Origin of the sequence: Williamsia sp. 1135 (genome assembly GCF_002095395.1) — a bacterium.
Lineage (GTDB): Bacteria > Actinomycetota > Actinomycetes > Mycobacteriales > Mycobacteriaceae > Williamsia.
The window spans coordinates 15,543-37,168 of record NZ_MJEI01000058.1 but is presented as its reverse complement, the minus strand read 5'-3'; the positions used below and the strand labels follow the sequence as shown (position 1 = coordinate 37,168).

At 64.0% G+C, this 21,626-nt stretch carries 24 protein-coding genes and 1 pseudogene; 12 read left to right on the top strand and 13 right to left on the bottom strand.

Annotation, left to right across the window (positions count from 1 at the left end; translation table 11 throughout):
- Window positions 1–27 precede the first annotated feature (27 nt).
- The 3 genes and pseudogenes from BFL43_RS03120 to BFL43_RS03110 all read left to right on the top strand — a co-directional run bounded on the left by BFL43_RS03120 (window position 28) and on the right by BFL43_RS03110 (window position 2,668).
- The gene (locus BFL43_RS03120; RefSeq protein WP_240497974.1) at window positions 28–1,233 is read left to right on the top strand and encodes an IS30 family transposase; all 1,206 of its coding nucleotides are present in this window, start codon (window positions 28–30) and stop codon (window positions 1,231–1,233) included.
- A gap of 10 nt (window positions 1,234–1,243) precedes the next feature.
- A pseudogene (locus tag BFL43_RS03115) lies at window positions 1,244–1,990 on the top strand (IS256 family transposase); the annotation flags it as partial.
- 150 nt (window positions 1,991–2,140) lie between these two features.
- Window positions 2,141–2,668 carry a hypothetical protein gene (locus BFL43_RS03110; protein WP_084890676.1) on the top strand — a complete coding sequence of 176 codons (528 nt, stop codon included), beginning with the start codon at window positions 2,141–2,143 and terminating at the stop codon, window positions 2,666–2,668.
- Window positions 2,669–2,676: 8 nt separating this feature from the next.
- On the opposite strand, the gene BFL43_RS03105 is transcribed toward BFL43_RS03110, so the two are convergent.
- The 3 genes from BFL43_RS03105 to mobF all read right to left on the bottom strand — a co-directional run bounded on the left by BFL43_RS03105 (window position 2,677) and on the right by mobF (window position 10,655).
- Window positions 2,677–3,081, bottom strand: a complete 405-nt coding sequence (locus BFL43_RS03105; RefSeq protein WP_084890674.1) for a hypothetical protein — start codon at window positions 3,079–3,081, stop codon at window positions 2,677–2,679.
- A gap of 174 nt (window positions 3,082–3,255) precedes the next feature.
- Entirely contained in the window at window positions 3,256–4,098 is an 843-nt protein-coding gene (locus tag BFL43_RS03100) for a hypothetical protein (protein WP_084890672.1), read from the bottom strand.
- 380 nt (window positions 4,099–4,478) lie between these two features.
- Window positions 4,479–10,655 carry a MobF family relaxase gene (mobF, locus tag BFL43_RS03095; RefSeq protein ID WP_084890670.1) on the bottom strand — a complete coding sequence of 2,059 codons (6,177 nt, stop codon included), beginning with the start codon at window positions 10,653–10,655 and terminating at the stop codon, window positions 4,479–4,481.
- A gap of 216 nt (window positions 10,656–10,871) precedes the next feature.
- Between mobF and BFL43_RS03090 the strand changes: the two genes are divergently transcribed.
- The 3 genes from BFL43_RS03090 (at window position 10,872) to BFL43_RS28390 (ending at window position 13,065) form a co-directional block, all read left to right on the top strand.
- On the top strand, window positions 10,872–11,891 hold the full coding sequence (locus BFL43_RS03090; RefSeq protein ID WP_084890668.1) for a hypothetical protein: 1,020 nt from the start codon (window positions 10,872–10,874) through the stop codon (window positions 11,889–11,891).
- 45 nt (window positions 11,892–11,936) lie between these two features.
- Complete coding sequence (locus BFL43_RS03085) at window positions 11,937–12,434, top strand: hypothetical protein (protein WP_084890666.1); 498 nt, start codon at window positions 11,937–11,939, stop codon at window positions 12,432–12,434.
- 295 nt (window positions 12,435–12,729) lie between these two features.
- Window positions 12,730–13,065 carry a hypothetical protein gene (locus BFL43_RS28390; protein WP_143695057.1) on the top strand — a complete coding sequence of 112 codons (336 nt, stop codon included), beginning with the start codon at window positions 12,730–12,732 and terminating at the stop codon, window positions 13,063–13,065.
- A gap of 69 nt (window positions 13,066–13,134) precedes the next feature.
- Here BFL43_RS28390 and BFL43_RS03075 read toward each other — a convergent pair whose 3' ends face one another.
- The 10 genes from BFL43_RS03075 to BFL43_RS03030 all read right to left on the bottom strand — a co-directional run bounded on the left by BFL43_RS03075 (window position 13,135) and on the right by BFL43_RS03030 (window position 18,829).
- The gene (locus tag BFL43_RS03075) at window positions 13,135–13,731 is read right to left on the bottom strand and encodes a hypothetical protein (RefSeq protein WP_084890662.1); all 597 of its coding nucleotides are present in this window, start codon (window positions 13,729–13,731) and stop codon (window positions 13,135–13,137) included.
- A gap of 60 nt (window positions 13,732–13,791) precedes the next feature.
- On the bottom strand, window positions 13,792–14,361 hold the full coding sequence (locus tag BFL43_RS03070; protein ID WP_168176515.1) for a thermonuclease family protein: 570 nt from the start codon (window positions 14,359–14,361) through the stop codon (window positions 13,792–13,794).
- Between the two features lie 28 nt (window positions 14,362–14,389).
- On the bottom strand, window positions 14,390–14,584 hold the full coding sequence (locus BFL43_RS03065) for a hypothetical protein (protein WP_084890658.1): 195 nt from the start codon (window positions 14,582–14,584) through the stop codon (window positions 14,390–14,392).
- A complete protein-coding gene (locus tag BFL43_RS03060) occupies window positions 14,584–15,174 on the bottom strand; it encodes a DnaB-like helicase N-terminal domain-containing protein (protein ID WP_084890656.1) in 591 nt (196 codons plus the stop codon). The genes BFL43_RS03065 and BFL43_RS03060 overlap by 1 nt, the downstream gene beginning before the upstream one ends.
- 6 nt (window positions 15,175–15,180) lie before the next feature.
- On the bottom strand, window positions 15,181–15,387 hold the full coding sequence (locus tag BFL43_RS03055) for a hypothetical protein (protein WP_084890654.1): 207 nt from the start codon (window positions 15,385–15,387) through the stop codon (window positions 15,181–15,183).
- A complete protein-coding gene (locus tag BFL43_RS03050; RefSeq protein WP_084890652.1) occupies window positions 15,384–15,875 on the bottom strand; it encodes a hypothetical protein in 492 nt (163 codons plus the stop codon). The genes BFL43_RS03055 and BFL43_RS03050 overlap by 4 nt, the downstream gene beginning before the upstream one ends.
- Window positions 15,872–16,090, bottom strand: a complete 219-nt coding sequence (locus BFL43_RS03045; RefSeq protein WP_084890651.1) for a hypothetical protein — start codon at window positions 16,088–16,090, stop codon at window positions 15,872–15,874. The genes BFL43_RS03050 and BFL43_RS03045 overlap by 4 nt, the downstream gene beginning before the upstream one ends.
- Window positions 16,087–16,329: a glutaredoxin-like protein NrdH gene (nrdH, locus tag BFL43_RS03040; protein WP_084890649.1), complete on the bottom strand. Its 243-nt coding sequence runs from the start codon at window positions 16,327–16,329 to the stop codon at window positions 16,087–16,089. The genes BFL43_RS03045 and nrdH overlap by 4 nt, the downstream gene beginning before the upstream one ends.
- A 501-nt stretch (window positions 16,330–16,830) precedes the next feature.
- On the bottom strand, window positions 16,831–18,402 hold the full coding sequence (locus BFL43_RS03035; RefSeq protein WP_084890647.1) for a ParB N-terminal domain-containing protein: 1,572 nt from the start codon (window positions 18,400–18,402) through the stop codon (window positions 16,831–16,833).
- 88 nt (window positions 18,403–18,490) lie between these two features.
- On the bottom strand, window positions 18,491–18,829 hold the full coding sequence (locus BFL43_RS03030) for a hypothetical protein (protein ID WP_084890645.1): 339 nt from the start codon (window positions 18,827–18,829) through the stop codon (window positions 18,491–18,493).
- A 136-nt stretch (window positions 18,830–18,965) separates the two neighbouring features.
- Between BFL43_RS03030 and BFL43_RS03025 the strand changes: the two genes are divergently transcribed.
- The 6 genes from BFL43_RS03025 (at window position 18,966) to BFL43_RS03000 (ending at window position 21,590) form a co-directional block, all read left to right on the top strand.
- A complete protein-coding gene (locus tag BFL43_RS03025) occupies window positions 18,966–19,244 on the top strand; it encodes a helix-turn-helix transcriptional regulator (protein ID WP_084890643.1) in 279 nt (92 codons plus the stop codon).
- 46 nt (window positions 19,245–19,290) lie between these two features.
- Window positions 19,291–19,695, top strand: coding sequence for a hypothetical protein (locus tag BFL43_RS03020; RefSeq protein WP_084890641.1), 405 nt, complete (start codon window positions 19,291–19,293; stop codon window positions 19,693–19,695).
- A gap of 55 nt (window positions 19,696–19,750) precedes the next feature.
- Window positions 19,751–20,062 (top strand): hypothetical protein, encoded by a 312-nt coding sequence (locus BFL43_RS03015; RefSeq protein ID WP_143695056.1) that lies wholly within the window; start codon window positions 19,751–19,753, stop codon window positions 20,060–20,062.
- Between the two features lie 303 nt (window positions 20,063–20,365).
- Complete coding sequence (locus BFL43_RS03010) at window positions 20,366–20,851, top strand: M15 family metallopeptidase (RefSeq protein ID WP_143695055.1); 486 nt, start codon at window positions 20,366–20,368, stop codon at window positions 20,849–20,851.
- 36 nt (window positions 20,852–20,887) lie between these two features.
- Window positions 20,888–21,313 carry a hypothetical protein gene (locus tag BFL43_RS03005; protein ID WP_084890635.1) on the top strand — a complete coding sequence of 142 codons (426 nt, stop codon included), beginning with the start codon at window positions 20,888–20,890 and terminating at the stop codon, window positions 21,311–21,313.
- Window positions 21,314–21,371: 58 nt separating this feature from the next.
- Window positions 21,372–21,590, top strand: a complete 219-nt coding sequence (locus BFL43_RS03000; RefSeq protein ID WP_143695054.1) for a hypothetical protein — start codon at window positions 21,372–21,374, stop codon at window positions 21,588–21,590.
- The last annotated feature ends 36 nt before the right edge of the window (window positions 21,591–21,626 follow it).

Below are 21,626 nucleotides of genomic sequence, written 5' to 3'. Positions count from 1 at the left end.
GGCAGTCTCTAGCGATCGTTGCGAATCGTGACCAGGAGATTGCCGATGCCACGTGGAGGACACAATCGCGCCTCGCTTGAGATCAAGCGGGATTACTTTGAACTGATACGGCAGGGATTGCCCGGCGCCGAAGCCGCGCGCCGGGTCGGCGTGTCACTGAGCTGCGGCTCCCTCTGGTTTATCGATGCTGGAAGCGTGAAAATATCCGAATCAAAACCCATCAGTTCGCGGTACTTCAGTCAGGACGACCGGATCGAGATTGCCGACGGGCTCAGCAACGGGGAGCCCGTCAAGGCGATAGCTGCCCGGATCGGGAAGAGCTACCAGAGTGTCTATCGGGAGATCTCACGCAACAAAAAGGCTGACGGCACCTACCAACCCTGGTACGCCCACAATCAAGCATTCGGGCGCCGGCGCCGCCCGAAAGAACGGATCATTGATACCGAGTCCAGATTGCGAAATGCCATCTCCGGCAAACTAACTGTCTGCTGGTCACCCGAACAGATCAGTCGCTGGCTGCGGCGCAGGTACCGCAATCAGCCTCAATGGCATGTCTGTGCGGAGACGATCTACGACGCCATCTACCGCGGCATCATCACGATTACTCAGACCACGTTGCGCACAGGCCGGGTCTACCGCCACAGACGTGGCCGGGGACGTTCCAAGGACGGCGCTCTCAAGCAGTCCACGTCGATGAAATCGATCCACGACCGACCCGCCGCGGCCGAGTCCCGCAAACAAGCCGGACACTGGGAAGGGGATCTGATCATCGGCGCAGGCCAAAAGTCGGCCATCGCCACCTTGGTCGATCGAAAGACCAGACTGACCAGGCTCGTGTATCTACCCGGTGACCACTGCGCGCAGACCGTCGCTGACGCGCTTATCGTCGCATTTGCTTCGCTGCCAACGCAATTGCGACGCACATTGACGTGGGACCAAGGCAATGAGATGTTCCAGCACGGCAGGATCGAGGCTGCGACCGGGCTGAACATCTACTTCGCCGACCCACACTCTCCATGGCAGCGAGGAACGAACGAATATACCAACAAGTTGCTACGGCAGTACTTTCCGAAGGGCACTGATCTCAGCCAGTGGAGTCAGGCGCACCTTGATCGAGTCGCCGCCGAGCTCAACCACAGGCCACGAAAAGAGCTTCAAGACCACACACCGCACCAACTCATGCAAGGATTACGCTACCAACTAAAAGCCCAAGGGATTCGCAACAATCCCTAGAATCTGCCGGGTGTATCCGGTGGTGTTCATTGATGCGGTGCACGTGAAGGTGCGCGATGGGCAGGTCACCAACCGGCCGATGTATGTGGCGATCGGGGTCACCGTCAATGGCGAACGCGACATCCTGGGGATCTGGGCCGGCGAGGGCGGTGAGGGCGCGAAGTTCTGGCTCTCGGTCCTGACCGAGATCAAGAATCGTGGTGTGGCGGACGTCTGCATCGTGGTGTGCGACGGACTGAAGGGATTGCCTGAGGCGATCAACACCGTCTGGGAACTTGCTGTGGTGCAGACGTGCATTATTCATCTGATACGCAACACTTTTCGGTTCGCTTCACGTAAATATTGGGATGCGATGGCGCGTGATCTCAAACCTGTCTACACCGCTCCGTCGGAGTCTGCGGCGAAGGAACGATTCGCTGAGTTCACGCAGACATGGGGTCAGCAGTATCCAGCGATCATCAAGATGTGGGACAACGCGTGGAGTGAGTTCGTTCCGTTCCTGGACTACGACGTGGAGATCAGGCGCGTCATCTGCTCGACGAACGCGATCGAGTCTGTCAACGCTCGCTACAGGCGCGCTGTGCGGGCGCGTGGGCACTTCCCGACCGAACAGGCGGCGCTCAAATGCTTGTATCTGGCCACGCGCGCTCTGGACCCGACAGGGAAAGGTAAGGCACGATGGGCAATAAGGACGAAGCCCGCGCTCAATGCGTTTGCGATCACCTTCGAAGGACGCATCACCCCGAACGGTAACTAACCGACATCAAGGTCGGATCCACCGTTAATCGGACACTCCCGGATTCTCGAAGCAAAGCTAATGTGCCGGACACGACGGTGGCCCTGTCACACCCCGCGGGCAGAATGATGCAGTTCGTTCACAACAACCGCCAACAGAGGGGGCACCAACATGACAGACGAATACGACGCCGTTGCAGTAGCAAGGGCCAAGGCTGTCGAATGCCAGCAGATCGCAGACGCCGAGAAAGATCGTTGCCTGGCGGGTGTGGCTGACGGACTACGTGACCGGATCGACGAACTGGGCAAGCGAGTGGCCAAGGATCAACCGGACGTGGCGACGGCACTCGGCAAGGCGGGCATTGATGAACTACGCGCCGACCTAGCGGACGTGGCGACTGCAATGGCGGCCGACCTGCTCGGCGCGCGCGACCGCGTCATTTGGTCAGACAGGAACGGCGAGCCCATTCACAGCTCTCTGTTCACATATCTGTACAAGGGCCGGATGGAGCCCATCTCAGCTGCACTCAGAGCGCACGGATTCGAGGTGTCGGGCCAATTTGCCCCGCAAGACTTGTATCGCACTCGCAAGGACGAGCAACTGAGCCTTGCGCTCGCCAGGCTGGAATCTGCGCAGTACGCGTTGAATGAGGCTATCGAAGCGCAGAAGAAGCAATCCGTGGATGACCTCTGGGACTGAGCTGGTCCTCACACATACGCGGCGCTCAGCTCGTGCCCCGTGGCGCGTTCCCGCGGCCCCTCGCGCGCAAGATGGCCGCTGTAACGCTCGTCCGAACAGTGCACGGCGAGAGGCCAGGCGGCCACCTGCCCGTGAGCGCGTTCGGGCGGCGGGGTCATCGCGTAACCGACCGTGGCCGCTGGGAGTTCGTCCTCAGTGAAGTACGTGCCGACGCTGTCAGCCCATTCGGCTTCGACCTCGCGCAGGTATTCGTCGGCGGTCATCGTGCCACGGAATCCGGCCAGCCAGAGATCTTCTGATCGACGATCGGCCACACTGACGCCAGCGCCATGACTCGCTGTCTTCGGTCGCCCATCGACCTCATTCTCCCCAGTGGCATCTGGCAGGTCGTCGCCCACCGTGACGTCGTTCATAGCAACTGTCGGCGGGCGCAACACCGGTGAACCTCACGCTGCCCACGACGAGCAACGCCCAGGGACGGACCTGAACCGGCTCAAAGTAGCTACTAGGCAGGGTCTACGGACGGTAGCCACCAACCGGCAGCTACCGTCCTGCCGCTCTACGACTGCTGCGATTTCATCTCTCTGCTACGCGTCGGGATCCTCTCGGGCAGCGAGGAACCGGCCGAGTGCTGCGTTGAGTTCGGCATCTACCTCTGCAGGTTCCCGATAGGCGGGCCAATAGGTCTGCCACTGGTCGGCTTCCACCCCGATTTGTTGAGCGAAGGATCGGAGATCGGACTCTCGACTTCTGGTGGCGAGTACAGCTCTGCCGTCGCCGTAGCTCAGCAGACGCAGGTCTCTGGCGAGCACTTCGGGGTCGAGCGAGTCGTCGGGCAGGACGGGCCGGAGCCTTCCGTAGGTGTCTATTTCGGTTTGCTCGCGGCGGGCACGCGCTTCGAAACGCGCTGCAAGCCAGGGTTTTCCGGTGTCGATCGGCCACGGGCTGTGGCGGTACTTGTCGTACATCCAGTTCGTGACCTCAGGGACGATGGGAGTGGTGGCGAGTTGCTTAGCGCTGGTGTTATCGATGCGCGAAAGTCCGTGCAGCGTGAAGTCCTCCAGGCTTTCGGCAGTTGTGGCCTGGAAGTGGTACGTCAGTTCCGCGTCGAAGTGGCCAGTGACCAGAATATGGGTGGGGGACCAGTGCGGGTCCGATACCGCCCAGGTCGCTGATGCGGGCGCCGCGTAGTAGTCGGCCTTGGCGATGGTCGCGGAGTATTCTAAGGTGGCCTCGATGGAGCACTCACCGACTTGGCCGCCGCCCTCGTAGGTCTCGTGAACATCGTGGATCGCCGTCCACTCACGGAACTCCACCACCTGGTCGACGGTGATATCACCGAGCTCCTCGTCCAGGTCTACAAAGAACGCCGAACCGGCAGGGATGTTCGTTAGTTCTTGGCCCAGGAGGTCGTCCTCACTGCCTGTCATTGTGTGTGTCAGGACGGTTCCAAGATCTATTTCGAACTCGCTCGGGTCGGGAGATGCGGGCCGCGGTTGCCCGCTGATTCGGCGACGTGCTTCGGGGTGGGTTACGTCGGGGTTCGCTTTCTTGAAAGCGCGGGCGGCGTGCTTTTTGCGGTGACCTTTGACCATCGGTTTCTCCATTCACTGGGTGATGACCCGCATTCATCACACGTATCAGTGCAATGTGGGATGGATATATCTCGATGTCGCAGATCCGGTGACGGACCTTGCCCTTAGTGTCGATGGAAGATGCGGGCTTCCAGGTGACTCGGGGTCAGCCATGCGAGGCGGCTCTGTAACCGAAAGTACCACGACGGTCCGGGCGTTCGAATTTTTTACCTTCTTTACAGTCCCAGATCCGGGCCGGGGCCGATCGGGGCTTCGTGCTCAACGACGGACTCGGGCGTGGGTGTCGCAGACTGTCTGCGGCCGGCGGAGGCTTGTCCGGGTGCTGCCGTCCGCGGCCGGGACGGTTGTTCACCTCGAGCGGCGTTTTCGGCGGCGCGGGCCGCTGGGTCCAGGTTCTGACGGCGGCCATGTTCTGCGAGCGCCGCGTCGAGTTTCGTACGGTCGGTGTCGCGCTGAGCGAGCGCGTCGTTGTAGGCGGCCGCGCTGTGGGTGTCGCGGTCGCGGGCAGCGGCGAGTTCGGCGGCTTTAGCGGGGAAGTCCTCGGCCGCGGCCACGATGGCGGGCCACTCGGCGGTGGGGTGACCGGTGGCGGTAGCTGATTGCTGCGCCAGTGCCTGTGCCTGTGCAGCTGCACGTTGGGCTGTGTGGAGTTCCTGAGTGGTGCGCTCAAGCTGCGCTTGTAGCGCTGGTTTGTCGCGTCGACGAGCTGAGGTCAGGGCCGTAGTGGTGTCAGAGACCTGGGTCTGCAGATCACCGACCTGCTGCTGGGCCGTCTGGGCGTCGGCGTGGTGCTGTTGGGCGGTGCGAATCCGGTCGACGATGGTGGCCAGGTCGCGGTGACGCGTGCGGACCCGATGTTCTGCTTCGGTGTCTGGCTTCCAGCCAATGAAATCGTTGTCACTGCGCCCGAGGCGTTTTCGGATACTTCGGATGGCGGTGGCCAGTTGTATGTCGGTGAGGCGACGGACGGGTTCGCCGCGCAGGATCTCGGCGGGGTCGGTGGCCGGCTCGGGTGCAGGCTCGGCGGCGGCGTCGACGGAGTGGTCGATGCCGACCTCAGTGGCGGTCGGACCGGCATCGGGGGTTCGATCAGCTGCGGGAGGCGTAGCCAACAGGTCGGCCATGATGTCGGCATTATGCAGACTCCACCGTTCGATGCCGTGGCGATGGGCGAGCATCCCTTCGATCCGGAACAGTCTGCCCTCAAGGCTGTGGTGTCGGGCTCGGGTCTCGTTGAGGTTGTCGATGTCGAGTTGCTGGGCGGTCATCCGGACGCGTTCGATGTCGGTGCCGCTGACCAGTCCTCCGGTGGCGGCCGCAACGTCCTCAACAGCGGCCCGGGCGTCGATGAGGTCATCGAAGACCGAGTCGGCGAGTTCTCTGGCCGAGTCTCGCCAGAGCCGCATGGTGCGTTCCATCGGTTCGAGTCGTGCGATCGCCGCCTCATCGTTGTCGTCCTGTGCCGCAGTGAGTGTGTCAGCGATTGTGGTGTGGGCGCGGGCGGATTCTTCGGCGCCCTCTTCCAGTTCTGCCCATCGCGCGTGGACTCGATCGGCCGCCAGAACTATGGGCCGTTGGGTGTTGTAGCGCTCACGCAGCGCGATGACCGTCGCCTGGGCGGCCTGCTCGTGGGGGCCCATGAGTGTGCTGTCGAGGATTGCAGCGCGCAGCTCGTTGATGTGGTCTTGGAGTTCGCCCAGTTGATGGGTGAGCTCTCGATGGTCGGCGATCAGTTCAGCGGCCAGACGCGGGTCAGCAGACCGTGCCGGTGGGATCGGGGAGTGATCCTCGAAGTCCAGGTCGGCGTAGGGAGGCTCATCCTGTGGCTCGTATCCGGGTTCGGGCGGGGCTTCTGACTCCAGGAGAGCGTCTAGGTAGCTCTCGTCCTCGATCGGGTCGACGGCAGCATCGGTGGTCGTGTCCTGGGTGTGTTGGGTTGTCGTGTGCAGGGATTGGCTGTCGCCGAGATCGTCCTCGAGGAGGCCGGCGGCGGCGAGTGCGGCTTCTTCGGCCTCGGGGTCGAGGCCTTCTTCGGGAAGCGGGATGGAGTCGTCGGCGAACGCGTTGTGGGCGGTGAGCAGGTCTACGCGCCAGGTCAGTGATCGGGCGTATTCGTCGGGACGCACATGGTCGCCGTCGCCACCGGTATGCAGCAATTGATCAGCGGTGGTGAGTAGTTCGCGGGCGGTCCAGGTCGAGTCGGCGGCATTGATGGCAGCGACCAAGCCAGGCCAGGCGGGATCGGAGATCACGATGGCTGCGGTCTGCTCGCCGAGAACGGCGCTGACATCGTTGATCCAGTCCGGGCGCAGTTGTGCGGCGGTGGTGTCGAGTGTGGCTGGTGCCAGCACTCCAGATAGCCGCCACCACAGAGCTGCTGCAGGGGTTTCAGTGGGCAGAGGTCCGCGTGCTGCTGCGTCGGTGACCAAGCCGGTTACGTTCAGGCCGGCGCGGGATGCAATCGAGAGTTGCTCGGCGAGTTCGGGCCAGTACGGGTCGGTGGTGAGGTGCCGGTCGAGACGGTTGGCCAGTGTGGTCCACCGCTCGTCGGTGGTGGTGGCCACGACTTGTTCGGCGCGGCGAGTGAGGGTGCGGTGCTCTTTGGCGGGGGTGTTGGCGAAGGGTGTGGGCCCGGCGGGTCTGCGGTCGGTGTCCTCAACACCGCAGGCGAGGCGGAACACAGCGAGGTCGGCAACGAGGTCTGCGGCCTGGGCCGCAACGTAGGGCCGTGCCCAGACCGGGGCGTCGGTCAGGGTCCAGGCGCGTGCCTGTTCGCGGACCGCCTCGGCCAGTTCGGTGACTCGCTCGGCACGGCCGGTCAGGTACGGTCCCCAGCCGTCATCGGCGGCCAATGCTGCGGGTACGCCGGTGATCCAGCGCAGCGGTCCGCTCCTGCCGGAATGTCGTTGGGTGGAGTCAAGGCGCCAGTCGAGGACGGCTGCGGCGTCCTGGGCGGTGTCGAGTTCGCGGTAGCTCGCGGCGGCGGCAAGAGCGGCGGCGGGGTCGCGCCCCTGGGCGGAGATGATGGCCAGGTGTTTGCGCAGTACAGGCCAGGCAGCTTCGTCGGTAAGGCCTTCGCGAACCGTCTCGGCGGCGGCGTCGATGGCGCTCATGACTTCGGGGCCGGCGAACGCTTCGGCCGCTGAGCCGACGGCATCGACGTAGGCGTCGGTGGCAAATCCGAGGCGCTGGAGGGGGTCTCGGGCCTCGCGGGCGGTGCTGGTGGCGGACTGTTGGGCGCCGTCGCGGGCCAGGACCGCTCCGAGGATTTCCACGGCAGTCTGGGGGTTGAGGGCTTTGGGGGTGGTGACTTTGTGGGGGTCGGCTTCGGCGGTTGAGAGGTAGACGTGGTTGCTGTGGCGGCCGCGAGTCATGGCCACGTAGAGCAGTTGCCGCGAGAGTCCTTCTGAGCCGATGACGTGGCAGGTGTCGGCGGTCATGCCTTGGGCGGCGTGAATCGTGGAGGCGTAGCCCAGGGTGACGTTCTCGCGGACGTAGTCGGCGGGCAGGACTATTTCCCGGCCTAGGGTGTGGTGTTTGGCCCGAATCTGGCCGGTGTCACTGACTTCCAGAACGGTCCAACGGTCACCGTTGCGCACCCAGTCGGTCGCCGAGAGTCGCAGCGCTCGTTTGTTACGTCGGGTGCAGATGGTGTCACCGACTGAGGCTTGCAACCCGTCGGCGAGGTCGGCGATCGGCCCGACTGGGGTACCGGTGGTGGCGACGAGGCGGTCGGAGCGGGCGCGGGCGTTGAGTTCGTTGACGGTGTCGCGGATTGGGGCGAGCATCACGGATTCTTTGCCCGCGTCGCGGTCGGCGGACCATGCGGTATAGGCCTGAGCGGCGGCCGCTGCGTCGGCGGCGGTGTGGATGCGATGGTGGTCGGCGTAGTAGCCCAAGGCGGCGGTATCGCCGTCGCGCAAGGCCAGTGACGCGGAGCCTTCGGCGGGGTCGGAGAAGCGGACCACGTCGGTCAAGGTGACCGCGCCAGCGGTGTGAGCGATGTCGCGGAGCACACCGCCGGCCGAGATGGACGCGAGCTGTTGATCGTCGCCGATGAGGCGGACGCTGCCGCCCTGGGACAGGATGTGCGAGATCGCCACGTCGAGGTCGGGGGTGCCGGCCATCCCCGCTTCATCGACGACCAGCAGCGTCTGGGGACCGATAGATCGGTACCACTCCGGAGTGTCACCGGAGCGAATCGCGCCACTGCGCAGGCCCTCCCGCGCCGCGTCGGCGCGACGGCCGAGGTCCTTATCGAGCAGGCCGCGCCATCGCGGAGTCGCAGCCAGTCGTTGCTGCTCGGTGTACCAGCTCTCGTGCTCGGCCAGGGACACCAACTTGGCCAGGGTGTCGGTGGGCGTCTGCAGTTCTTCGCGCAGCACCGCTGCTGCGGCGGCGGTCGGGGCCATACCCAGCACGGTGCCGCCGCTGGCGTTCCAGGCCCGAGCGAGCACCCGCATTGCGGTGGTCTTGCCGGTGCCGGCCGGTGCCAGCGCCTCCTGTACGCGTCGACCGGAGGTGGCCAGCTCCCGAACCAACGCTGCCTGTCCAGTGTTGAGGGAGCGGCCGTTGGCGGTCTGCTCCAGCAGCGCCAGGTCGACGTCGGTGGGGTCGATGGTGCGGCCGTCGCGTTGCTGGGCAGCGGCCACGATGCGGCGTTCGGCGGCGACGATTGCTTCGCTGGTGAACAGTTCGGTGTCGTGGGTGGTGTACACCGACGCATCCCCGTGGCCACGACTGCGCCGCAACAGTTCCGGCTCGCCCATCTCCCCGTCCAGACGCGAGGATGCCAGTGACACGCTGTGCGGGGCGCCGGTGGCGGCGGCCACGATCTGTTCGACCGCGTCATCTAAAAGGTCCACCGCCAGCGGCGAACTCACTGCCGTACCGGCCTCGGCGGGGATCCCGAAACGTAGGAGGCGTTCTGCTTCGGCGCGCAGGTGCGGGGGTTGCCAGGTGGCTCGTTTCTGTGACACGACGGTCACGATGCGCTCGGCGCAGCGTCTGACTTCCTCGGGCGTCAGTGCTGTCGTGCGGGTCTGGGAGGTCGTCGACACCGCGCCGTCGACCATCTGAGATAGGGCCGTCTCGTTGCCCAGTATGCGGATAGCTTCGTTGCGCCAGGCGGTGCGTTGTTCGGCGTGCGAGCGTGGTTCGTGTTTGGCTTGGCGGGTTTCCAGTGTGGCTTGTTGAGCCAGGTCGAACGCTTCGGTGGAGGTCGGCTCGCGGCCGTGATCGGCCTGAAACGCGGTGGACAGCTCGCCGATTCGTTCTTCGATCGCGACACGTCGTGAGGACCACGCCGTCATCAGGTTGGTGTCGATGCCGACGATTTCACGCACGGCCCGTTTGCCTTTGTCTGGGGCGTTGACTTCGGCGAAGGAGACGCCCAGGAGCTCGGACAGGTGCGCTTCGAGGCGGGTGTTGTACCGCTCGGAGGCCGAGACGATGGCCTTGTGCAGCGGTCGGCCGTCGATGGCCATCCATCGGGTGATGCCGTCAGGGCCGGTGACCTGGACCTTGTTGCTGACGGTGACGTGGGTGTGTAGATCGGGGTCGCCGGCGCGTGAATCGCGGTGGGTGAATGCGGCTGCGATGAGCCCGTGGCAGTCGACCTGTTGCACGCCTTTGGTCCCCAAACGCGAGAACAGGGCGTGGTTTTCGATGAAGTCCACGGCGTCGGCGACGGCCTTTTGATGGGCTTGTTCGACCTTGTCCATGATCTCGCGCGGCGCGATGGCCCAGAGGGTGGAGACGGATTTGACGGGGGAGAAGGTGAGGTCGTATCCGGCAACGCCGGACTGTTTGGGGCGGCTGATTCGGGCCAGGTAGCCCGACAGTTCGCGGTCGTCGGCGGGGTCGCGGTCGTGTTCGGCAGTGAACATTTCGCGCGCCAGTGTGGTGCGGAAGTCGGCCCGGATCTCGTCGGGGATGGGGGTGTTCCACTTCTCGCCCCGCCCAATGTTGTACTCGCTGAACCGCTGTGCCAGTTCAAGGCGGAACTGGGGTTCGGCGGTGTAGACGGGGAAGAGGGCGCCGAGCTTGGACGCCTCGGTCGCGACTTTCGCACCGGCACCTGCGCCGGTATAGGTTCGTTCGATCTCATCGGCGTTGGGGTGCCGGCCCTCTCCGAAGAGAGCCTTCATCTGCTCGGTGGTGACCACGGAGTCGGCCTCGACTGCCCATGGGGCGGTGTGCTCGAGCGTGCGTCCCGCGCCGCAGGAGGCCAGGCCGGCGAGGCCTGAGCCGAGCCAGCGGCCGGGGGATTCACCTTTGGCGCTGTAGTAGTCGGCCAGCGATACGCGGCCTTTGTCGGTGGCGTCCATGGCTGCGACTTGGCGGGTCAGGTATTCGTACCCTGTCCCGGCGGTCAGCTTGTGCATGGACATGGCCACGCCCCGACCGTAGGGGCGAAAATCGGGGCATGCGCGGTTCGTTACTGTTTTGTGACCTTAGTGCAAGAGGTGTGTGGTGTTGGTTTGGGGTTTGGATCGGGAAGGCGTGTGGATTTTCGGATTTTGGAAAAAGCGGGTGCGGGGGTGAGGGGGACGGGACGGGGCAGGAGTGGGGAGCGGGGGTGAGGAAGTGTTAGTGGTGGGCGTGAGATGGGTGGCCTGGTGGACCGCGTGCTCGCTATCGTGATCGGCGTGGAACAGGCGGCGTCCGACAATGTGATGGTTCGACTCGACGAGTTGGCGAACCTTGCCGACGCCTGCCGAACCGCGTTTCTTGAGGTCGGCGCGACAGGCAACTGGGAACCGGCTTCGGGGTCTGATGGCGCCAAGGTTCGCGACGTACTCAATTCCGCCGATCCTGCAGTCACTGCAGACGGCACCGCTGCAGACGGTATCGCTGCGGGATTTGAACTGGTGCAGAACGTCGTCCTCTCCTACCTGCAGGTCGCCGCCTACCATTTGGGAGGCTTAGCGGCCCTCTACCGCAGTGGCGAAGCCGTGTTCCCGCCGATCCCCCTCATCCGGTCCATCGTCGAAAACAGCGCGCACGCGATGTGGGTCATCGGCGCGGATCCGCAACTGGCCCCGACTGCGATCCTCGCGCGGGCCTACCTCGAAGAATTCGACAGCTGCGAATCCGCAAAGGAGGCCGCCAAAAAGATGGGCGGCAAAGAGTCACCCGCCTACCAAATCGCCTGCACCCGCCGGGCCATCGTCCGCAATCGGGCAATGAGTACGTTTCCGGGAACCACCCCGGCCCACTTAGACCGAGGCAAGCACGACCACATCAATGAAGGCGAGCCAGGTCGCACGATGGCCGGGCAAATCTTGCCTCGCCTCGAGGTGGCTGTGGGGTGGATGTTTGATCTTCTCCAACGGTTCGGTGGTGTAACGGTTGACCGACGCCAGGCGGAAGGCATCTACGCATTCCTCTCTGCTGGCACGCATCCCTCGCTGTACCAAGCTCGCCAACTGCGACGCGGGAACAACCTCCTGCACATCGAGATCGAGTCGCTCGAACGACGACTCAAGATCGCAATTGTTGCGTATTACAAGGCCCTTCGATTCACGATGGATTTCCTCGGGTGCGACCGTGCGCCGCACGAGGCGTTGACTGCTGCCATTGATGATGTCTTTCCCGGTTGGCTATCGGATGGAGTAATCGAGTAGCGAACACGGTGGGAACTATCGGCATTCGGCGCTACCCTGGCGGGTATGGCGACCAGGAAATTAACTAAGGAAGATGCACGGAAGTTGGCGCGTTCGCGTCAAGCGGAGATTCAGGCTGAGGCCGACCGCAAGGATCGAGAAGAGCGTGAGGCCCGCGAGGCAGCGCGCAAGGCACGGCTAGAGGCGAACGAAGAGTCGATGGCCGCGTTCTATCAACAACAGTCTGCGATCGAAGTGGCAGCGGTGAACCTCAAACAGGTGACCGCCGATTCAGAGATCCAGATGGGGACGGCGATCGCGGATATCGTCAGCCGCGAAGGCAGCGTGGGCGCGGCCGCCAAGCTCCTTGGGATCACGACGGGGCGAGCCAAGGCGCTGACGCAGCTTGTAGCGCCGCCGGCCGCTGACGAGGCCTCTGAAGACCCGCACCCCAGTTCCGGTGCACCGGCTCAAGCGCCTGACAACCACGCGGCACAAACGGGCGTGGGCGCGGTGCACGAGCACAGCACCGAGGACACCGCTCAGACGGCGATGGCCTCTTAAGCTGACGACCGGCAGGTGTCACACCTGTGTGATGCACTGCCGGTCGATGCGCCGCACTATGAATGAACTCCAGTGGTCGTTATTCGACCTCGACGACAACAAAGCCGCGCACCTTGCAGACCCCTCGGTCCGCAAGGTGCGCGGTGATCGAACATTAGTCCCTGATGCGGCAACCGAAGAGCGTTTTTGGTCTCACGTTGTGCGGTCTCGGAGGTGCTATTTCTGGACAGGTGCTGTCAGTTCTCCTGATGGCTACGGTCGAATCACGTTCCGACGCAACAACCGGCAGCGAGCCATGTCGGCGCATCGATTCGCGCTGCTGCTCAAGTATCCGGAACTGAGCGCCGCCGGCGATGACAATTCTGCTCTCGAGTCAATTGGTGAGCATCACTGCAACGAGCCGCTGTGTGTGCGGGTGGATCCCGAGCACGTTCAGATCGGCACTCAAGCAACTAATCTCGCGTACGCAGTCATGCTCGGCCGTCATCGCGGTCCTATACCCACTGCGCTGCAATCGCGGGTGTCGCGGTCGTTGGCTATCCGCGACTACCTCACTCGTGGCGGCGACCCGGAGCGCACCAGCGAATTGTTCGGTGCTGCTGAACCGCTCGATCAGCTGCATCTGTTCTAGGTGCGGCGGGGCGACACGTTGACACCCGGACACTCGTTGGCTGTCAACGCCTCCACCCGCCGGGCGGTGTTATCGGTTGGCGGGCGTCGAGGCGTCCCATACCTCTTCGACGCACGCCAGCTCGTGTGCTTGTCGCGCCCGCCAGCTCGTGTGCTCGGCTCTGAACAGCTCGCTGAATGCATCGCCCAGCGGCGGATAGTCGCGCTCGAAAATCAGTAGCGTCTTGCCCGCGTAGATCACCTCGTTGTAGTCGGGCGTACTTTCTCGCAGATGCACCGCCGAGGTGTAACCGGCCAGTGTGAGGATTCTCTTGACGTCGGGGATGATCCTGTCGGACAGGTACTTGCCCATCGTCCGCGCGATGTTCGCTTCGTGCTCTTCGTTCCAGTCGAGGTCTCCGACCGCCGAACGCAGGTGGGTGCCTTCGCGGTGGGCGACCCCGGCGAGTTCGCGGCGAAGCTGCTCGACGCCGCTGGTGCCCAGGTTCAGTGTGATTGCGGGTTCAGCGATGACAACCACCTTCGCCAGGGCGTCGAGGCGATCGGTCAGTTGCGACGCGACTGCATCGACGCATTCGGTCATGACCACGCTCAGTCGGCGGGTGCACAACTCGACGTGTTCTTCTGCTGCGGTGAGTGCGGCGTGTGTTTCGGCGGTGGTGGTCATGATGCGGATGGCTCCTGTCGGGACGAGGCGTGTTGCTGCGGGTGGTTGTGGTCGGTGCGATTAGCGGGCGGGGCAGGCGCCCCAGAGCCCTGTCGCGTTCGTGCGGGCGGCATCTTCTGCTGCCAGGAATTGGTCGCGGTAGGCGTACGGCTGGTGGCGGTAGGTGTATTCGCGGGCGTATCCGCCGGCGAGAAGTTGCTCGTTGAGCAGTTGCCCGGTGGGCAGCCACACGTAGGCCAGGGTTCGTCCGTAGCGGTCGGTGTCGCTTTGGGTGGGGTCGTGTTCGAGGCGGACGTGTTGTCCGGCGGTGAGTTCGGTGGTGCGGGTGGCTGCTTGAGGGCCGAAGCAGCCGACGGGGGCGTCGGGGTCTTTGGTTTCGGGGGTGTCGATACCGATGAGGCGCACGGTCAGCGATCCGCGTGTGGGATCGGTGACCACGATGGTGTCGCCGTCGATGGCGCGCTCGACGGGAACGTTGACCGTCTGGGCCGGCGCGGGATCGGTGAGTTCGGTTGTCGGAGTAGAGGGATCAGCGGTGGTGCTCACGGCGCAGCTGGCAAGCACGGTCGCGGTGAGTGCGGTCGTCGCGGCGTAGCGCAGCCGAAGGGTGAGGCGGGCGTAGCGGTGCACGGGTGCCTTTCGGAGTTGAGGCTGTTGTTCAGAACAGGGGGAGTTGGTCGGCGCGGGCGGCGGCGTCGGTGTGCGCGAGGTAGGCGCTGACGGCGCGCTGGAGATAGCTGGGGCTCTCCTCGAGGTCTGCGGCTATCGCAGTCCAGCTCTGTCCCTGCTCCCGGAGATCCTGAGCGAGCTTGCCGACCTCCAGGTCGACCCCCGCGACCGTGTGCGGGTTCATCAGGTGTCCTCCAAGGGGTTGGCTTGGTGCAGGGCGGTCGCGATGGCGGCGATGCGCTGGCGGGCGGCGGCGTGGGATCGGACCAGTGCGGCGAAATGGTGATCGAGTTCTGTGCTGGTGTAGCTGTCGGCGGCCGCGAGCATGGCGTGCCCGGCGGATCGGTAGCCGCGCCGAAAGGCGCCCAACACCATCGCGAGTGCGTGGTCACTGACGCTGTGGGGATCGGCTCCCGCGACGGTGGCGGCGGCGAGCGCGTCGGCCAGTTGCCGACCTTTGTGTCCGGTCAGGTCGCCGGTGCGGCGCAGATCCTCCAGGACCGCTGCGGTGTCCGTCGGTGCACCGCGCTCGGCCAGGTCGCTGATCGTGGCGAAGATGCGGCCGTGGGTGGGGTAGAAGAAGTCTGCGGGCCTCAGCAGTCTCGTGTGGGCGAGGACGCGAGCGGGGTCGTCGTGGCTCCACAGCAGGGCGCACAGAAGCAGCTCGCCGGGTTCGGTGGCGTACTCGTCGTCGCGGGGACTCCACCGATTCTCAGGCGTGGGCAGAGCGAGCAGCGCCTCACCGGGTGTGGGCGTCTGCTCGTCCGGTGACATTGCCGATCAGCTCGCGTCTGCCAGTTCCTGGGTGTATTCCCAGCCCGGCGCGACGTCGCCGTCCCATTGCACCGCGACCATGCCCGCGTCGGGGGCAGTGGCGGTCAAGTCGTTCGGTGTCCAGGCCTGCACTGGTTCGGCAATCACCGTGCCCTTCTGGACGTGCGGATCACGACTCAGGTCCGCCCACAGGACGCGCTGCCCGGCCCTCACTGCTCGTCCTCGCTCTCGGCGAGGTCTGCGTCTGCATGGGGGCACTGGGGGGCGTGCGGGTCGCTCAGGTGCTCGCCGCAGGTGCGGCAGCAGTCGTCGGGGCCGTAGATCGTCGATTCGTTCGACGCCGCGAGCAAGGTGCCGGTCACCGCTGCTCGGTCGCACCGTGCGGCGAGGTCGGCGGCCGCGGTCGCACCGGCACGGTCGCCGGCCTCACCGGCTGCGGTGGCTGCTGCGCGGTAGTGAGCGGCGCGGGTGGCAAAAGTGGTGGGAGTTTGTGTCGACATGGTGGGGTGTCCTTTCGGGGGAGTGTTGGCGGCGTGGTCGGCTGACGGTGCCAACGCTTCGTACTTGCCGATCCGGTGGATCAGGGTGCGTCGCTGGGCGGGAGTCCAGTAGCCGTCGGCGAGGGTGGCTCGCAGGTTGTCGGCCGCGATCAACGCCGGGTGGCGAGTGATGGCCGGGGCAGTAGTCGGCTGGTCCTTCACCAGGGGGCCTCCATCGCGGAGATCTCGTCTTCGACGCTCGGCCGGCGAATCACACAGTCATCGGGGTATTCCCGGTTCACGCAGCGCGCGGTCGCGTCGTTGTTGGCGGGACAGCTGAAATCCCCGCATGAGCAGAACGGGCCCGCATACCGGCGGGTGTCGTCTGCGTAGTCTCCTGCGTCGTAGACGGTGTCGTCGAGATGCGCCATGTTCATGCCGCCTTTCGAGCAGCAGCGAGCGCCTTAATGCGATCGGGGCGAAAGCCCGACCAGTGCTCGTCGGCGTCGACGTGGACCACGGGGGCCTGCCGGTAGCCCAGCGCCAGGAGCGCATCGCGCGCGTCTGCGTCTGCGGCAATGTCGACGATCTCGAAGGGAATGTTATTCTTGCGCAGGGCCTGGTAGGTGGCATTGCATTGCACGCAGGCCGGTTTGGTGTAAACGGTGATAGTCATTCTGGACGCCAATCTCGAATGTGTTTATCTGTCCCCTTTAGTATAAGGGATATGGAGTCAATTAGCTAGCGCTGCAACGCTTTTAGTTGACTTTCTTTGGCCGATTTGTGACGTTTTATTGAGGCCTGTTCAAATTGCGAAGTTCAGACGATGAGCGGAATTGTTCGAAGCAATTCTTTCGTATTCAGCGTCTTTTGTTTGCCGCTGGCAGCGGCAATACGAGGCGAGAAGCCCCACACTCAGGGAGTGGCCTCAGTGCAATAGAGCTACAGCATGAGTAGGGGAGGTCTGATCCACCGACATCGTTCGGGGGGGAAAGTGCCGCTGCGGACCGGGGGGTTCCGCGAACGTGGATCAGACCTCGGGAACAGAACCTACCAGGACGGTCCGACAACGCCCGGCGCAGCGGCAATTCGCGCACCCCCCTGTCGGATGCTCGTAGGCGCGCCGGAGGGCCACAGCGGATCTCTGTGGCCCTCCAGGGTCATCGGTGCATCGTTGTCAGCTGATGTCGATCTGTTCGGCCGTCATGGTGCCTGCGATCACCTTCTCCACGTCGGAGAGGACGTAGTCGAATGTCTCGGTGAGGAATTCGAGGTAGCGGGTGCGTCCCTGACCGACGCTGGGGTAGTACTCGGGTCCTCCGCGCCAGGCGTCTTTGGGCAAGTCCGCTTCGTGGCCTGCCATCGTGATGGCGAGTGCCACGATCAGGGCCCGCTCACCGGTCGCTGCAGCGACTGCCTCCATCGGGTTCTCTCCCAGCAGCTCTTCGGCGATCTTCTTGGTGCTGCCCGCTTGACGGCTGATCTTGTACAGGTCGTGGTTGAACCACATGGTCATGGCCAGGAACTTCGCCACCGCACTGCTGGTGCCTTTGGGCAGGGTTTTGCGTGCGAGGACCTCGCGCACTTTCTCGCGGCGCACGGTCTGAGCGGCTTCGGCCAGGAGGTTCAGCGCCCGAGTCATTTGCCGTGCTTGGCGCTCGGCCTCCTCCTCCTCGTCGCTGCCCTGAGTGCCGTCGACAGACTCGGAGTGCGACCTGTACGTGCGATAACGGAGGTTCTCGGCGTCGGTGTCGTTGTGCCACCACTCGACCTCCGCTGTCCACAGAATCGTTTGGGTGAGCTTGCGCGGGTCTGAAAGCCCTTCCGCAGGCTCGAGATCTTCCTCGGGGTCCTCGCCGTCGAGTTCCCAATCGATCAGGTCATCATCGACCTCGGTGCCATCGGCGTCCAGCCAGGCCGAGTGCGACTTTCCCCGCACCAGAGCGCGCAGGTACTGCGGGTCGACGCTGTGTTCGGTCACTACGTTTCCGGCGCTGTCTTCAAGCAACCTCAGTTCTTGCGCGTTGATGCCCTCACGCCCCATTGGCCGGGCGAGGTAGACGGTGTAGCCCTGGGCGGTCAGCTCGGCGGTCTTCTCGCGGATTGCCCTCCGCTTGTCGGGGTTCTGGCCGAGTTCGGCAGCCTTGTGGTTGAACCGTCCCTGGGCCACTGCAGCAAGCAGTTCGTGCAGCGCCTGGGGATCGTCGTCGTACTGCGCCAGCACAGCTCCCTGCTCCAGGGTCAGGTTGTTCTGGTCCATGGCGCTACGGGCGTTGGCGGAGCGTGCCGTGGCCAGTGCCGCGTCGACCTTGGGTTTGCCGACGTGCAGCTCCTTGGCGATCTTGGTCGCGGACATGCCGGTGAGCGAGAGCTGCTCGACAGCGGCGGCTTCCTCGGACAGCTTCAGCGGGACTCGGTATTTGTTGGCGTTGACCTGCTCAACGATGCGGCGGCGGGTGCGGTCGGTGGTGTCGGCCTCGTGGACGCCACGGACATAGACCGGGACCGAGGCCAGGCCGATCTCGCGGGCGGCGAGAGTTCTGAGCTGCCCATCACGGATGGTCAGGGTCCCGTCCGGGGCGCGGTCGCCTAGAAGTGGTTGCAGGACTCCGTCTGTGGCCAATGTGGCGAGCAACTCGGCGTACCCGGCGGTGTCGGTGCGGACATTCTCGTCGACGATCAGGTCGGCGGGGTCCAGGTGCAGAAGCTGGGCCTCGACGGCGGTGGCGGTTGCGGTGTTGTTTCCCATGGTGATTTCTCCTACTGTGAGTTCGGTAGTGGCAACCGGGCCAGATAGTCGCTGGCCCGGTTGCCATTTCCTATGTGCGACGTATGTGTTAGTTGCTCGGATGGATCGGGTTAACGTCCGCGTCGGACAGCATCTGCTCGGCGACCGCACGGATGGCCGCGAGCCGACCCGCAGCCTCCAGGTGGTCCTGACCCTGCTGGTAGCAAGCAATGCGCTTATCGGCTGCCTCTTCAAGATCCGACTGTCCGAGATAGTGCGCGGCCTCGATCGACTCCTGATCGATGGCCTCGACCAGCGCCGTGCGCCATTGGGTCAGGCTCTCGATCAGCGCTTGATGAAAGCTGACACCAGCGAGCATCGCGCTCGTCCTGACTGCGGCGAGGTTCGGCGACTGGGGGGCCGACTTGGTCGAGGTGACGATGTGCATGTTGTTGAACCTTTCGATTGGGAGATGTTGCGTGACAGCCGGTCTCAACTTCCGGTGTTATATATATCGTACATGCTAAGGTACGATATATGCAACACCGAACAGCGGCGGGTTTTCGCAACGGAAGGAGGGGGCGATGACGGGCACAGCACCTGGGCCAGCGGATTTCGATCCCGAACCGCAACGGAGGGCGTTCGGCGCGAGATTGCGCGCGCTACGCGAAAGTCACGGCGAGACACAGTCGTCTGTGGCAGAGGCCGTCAACGCCAGTCGGCCGTTCTACTCACAGGTCGAGCGCGGGGAGAACAACGTCTCCCTCGAATACGTCTTCCGCCTGGCACACCATTTCGGCGTCCCGGTGCACGAACTGTTCACCGACCTCGATGCCTACGAACCTTCGCAGGGGCGGACATGACGACGGGTTACTGCGTTCGCGGCGTTCGGTTCATGGGCCAGAGACGATGACGTGGTACCGGATTGAACGGCGAACCCTGGACTCCGACACCCCCATCCTGTGGATCGACTTCGAGGACCTTCCTGTCTTCCCGTCCGCGTTCGGTCTTGTCGAGTTCGGTACCGCACCGCTGCCGCATACCGTGCTGCAGGCCCGCATCAGCTCGTCGACGACTCTCGATCTCCTGCACCATCACGTCCATCGCGGCATCGCACACCATCCGGTAGTGGCCACGGCCAGCTTCCCCGATCCGCACACCAAGCAATGGCACTCCGAGGTTCACCACCTCGGGGGAGTACTCCTGCTGGTCGGCGACACCCTTCCCCTCGAGGCGACCTACCCCTTCCCGGTCACGCAGGCTGAAGTACTCCACGGCTGTCTAGCCGGAATCGCTCAACTCGCGCCCCACTAAATGGGTTCGCGCCGCTGCATTCACAGATTCCCACTTGCCGAAACCCTCACCAGCAATGACATACTGGGGGCACGAGCTCACCGCTTTCGATGAGCAACAACGACCAGGGGTGGGGGACATGATCAGCACACCGCTTATCGTTGCCGCCGTCATCGCCTTCGCCGCTGTCTTCGCTCTCCAGCTGTTCCGCGGAGCACCCCGCGACCAGTGGGGCAACCGGCATATCACCGGCCGTGCGGTGTTCTTCGCCGGCCTCTCGGCCGCTCTGGTCTCGCTGTCGATCTTGTTTCTGGTCGTGACCGTGGTTTTCGGAATAGTCCTGCTGGTCATATTGGTCTTCGGGCTTTTCGCCCACGCTGCGGTCTGAGTTCTCACCTCCCCTTACGCTCGGGCCTCTTTTCGCCACTTCCCGTAACCCCCTCGGATTTTTCTCGCCCTCGCTGTGGTAGATACATCGACCTTCTCTAGGTAGAGTTCTAGGCGGTAGACCATCTACTAGTCCGATTGGCGTCCGACTCACAGAATGGGGCTCACCGGCCCTGCGCTCATGCTGCGCAACCCTTGCCGGTTGCGGGCTCTGTTGCGCGTTCCCGTTGCGGTGACCCCTGCCCTGTGGCTTATGGGAAGGCAAGACCGAAAAATGAATATCCACAGCACTATTGGTGTGCGAATGTGCGCATTGGCGGTCGCAGCAGCGGCAGCAGTGGCGTTCGGAAGCGGGTCCGCTCACGCCGACCCCACCAGCACGATGAACGGCCACCCTGTCATCGCGTTCGAACAAACCGTCCAATGGCAGGTCGACGGAACAACTTTCTGGACGGCACCAGGAGATGCAACAACGATCCTGCAGGACTTCGTCAGTTGGTTCGCTACCAACATCGAATCGCTCCACGAAGGTGGATTCGACGAATGGTCATGGGCTGAGCCCCAATTGGTAGCTCCCTCGTATGCCGCGCTCTCCAACCACGGATCGGGCACCAGTGTCGACCTCAACGCCCAAAAACATGCTCAGGGACTACAGGGCACGTTCACCGCAGCTCAGACAGCAGCGATTCGAGCGAAGGTCGCCGAGTACAGCGGGCGACTGGTGTGGGGCGGGGAATGGACAGACATCCCCGACGAAACCCACTTCGAACTCGCCCCACTGCTCAAATGACTCGCCACACCAGTAGAAGGCTGAAAGGAACGAACAATGGAAACTCCTGAAGAACTGCTTCGAGATATCCAGCAGTCGCTCACCGATGCATACGCCGAACCTGTGGCCAGCGAACGACGACGCTCCTTCGCCCATCACGCCACCACCCAGGCGAGCGACCTCATCATGCGGGACGAATCGACGCCCGAACAGCGCAAACAGGGATCTGCCTACCTCGAGCAATCCTTGGCGCTGCAGGCAGAGTTTGAGCCGGCTCAGCGGGTTCGTCCGCACCAGCGAAATAGACCGACCTCGCAGCGGCAAGGGCCCAGCGTGGCATCGCTGCTCGACGCCATCGCCGACCATTCCAACAAGACCCCCGTGCGCCGAGCCTCGGTCTGTCACGAACCGACCCCGCGGCAGGAGTCGGGTATGGGTGAGGGACTGCGGCAGCAATCAATCGGTAGCCAGCTCGAGGCCTAAACCCAGGGCCGATTCTGGTCCTGACCGTTGTCTTATTACGAATTGAATGGGGTTTGCTATGCGACAGAGAGTTGTTCAGTCCAGGCTGGGGGCGGCGCTGGCGTGTGCCGGTCTCATCGCTGCCGGGGCCGGGGCGGCGTCGGCGGATGAGTCGATGCCAGTACCAGCCGCACCTGTGCAGGGACCGACGCAGGAATTGACGGCGTTTACCGACCGCAAAGATGACACCGGCCTGCCAGGGGAGCCGCTCTACGGCGACGGTGTCCGTGATGCTTGATGAACACTGCGGATCACGGATCTAGCGCTCGGTCCT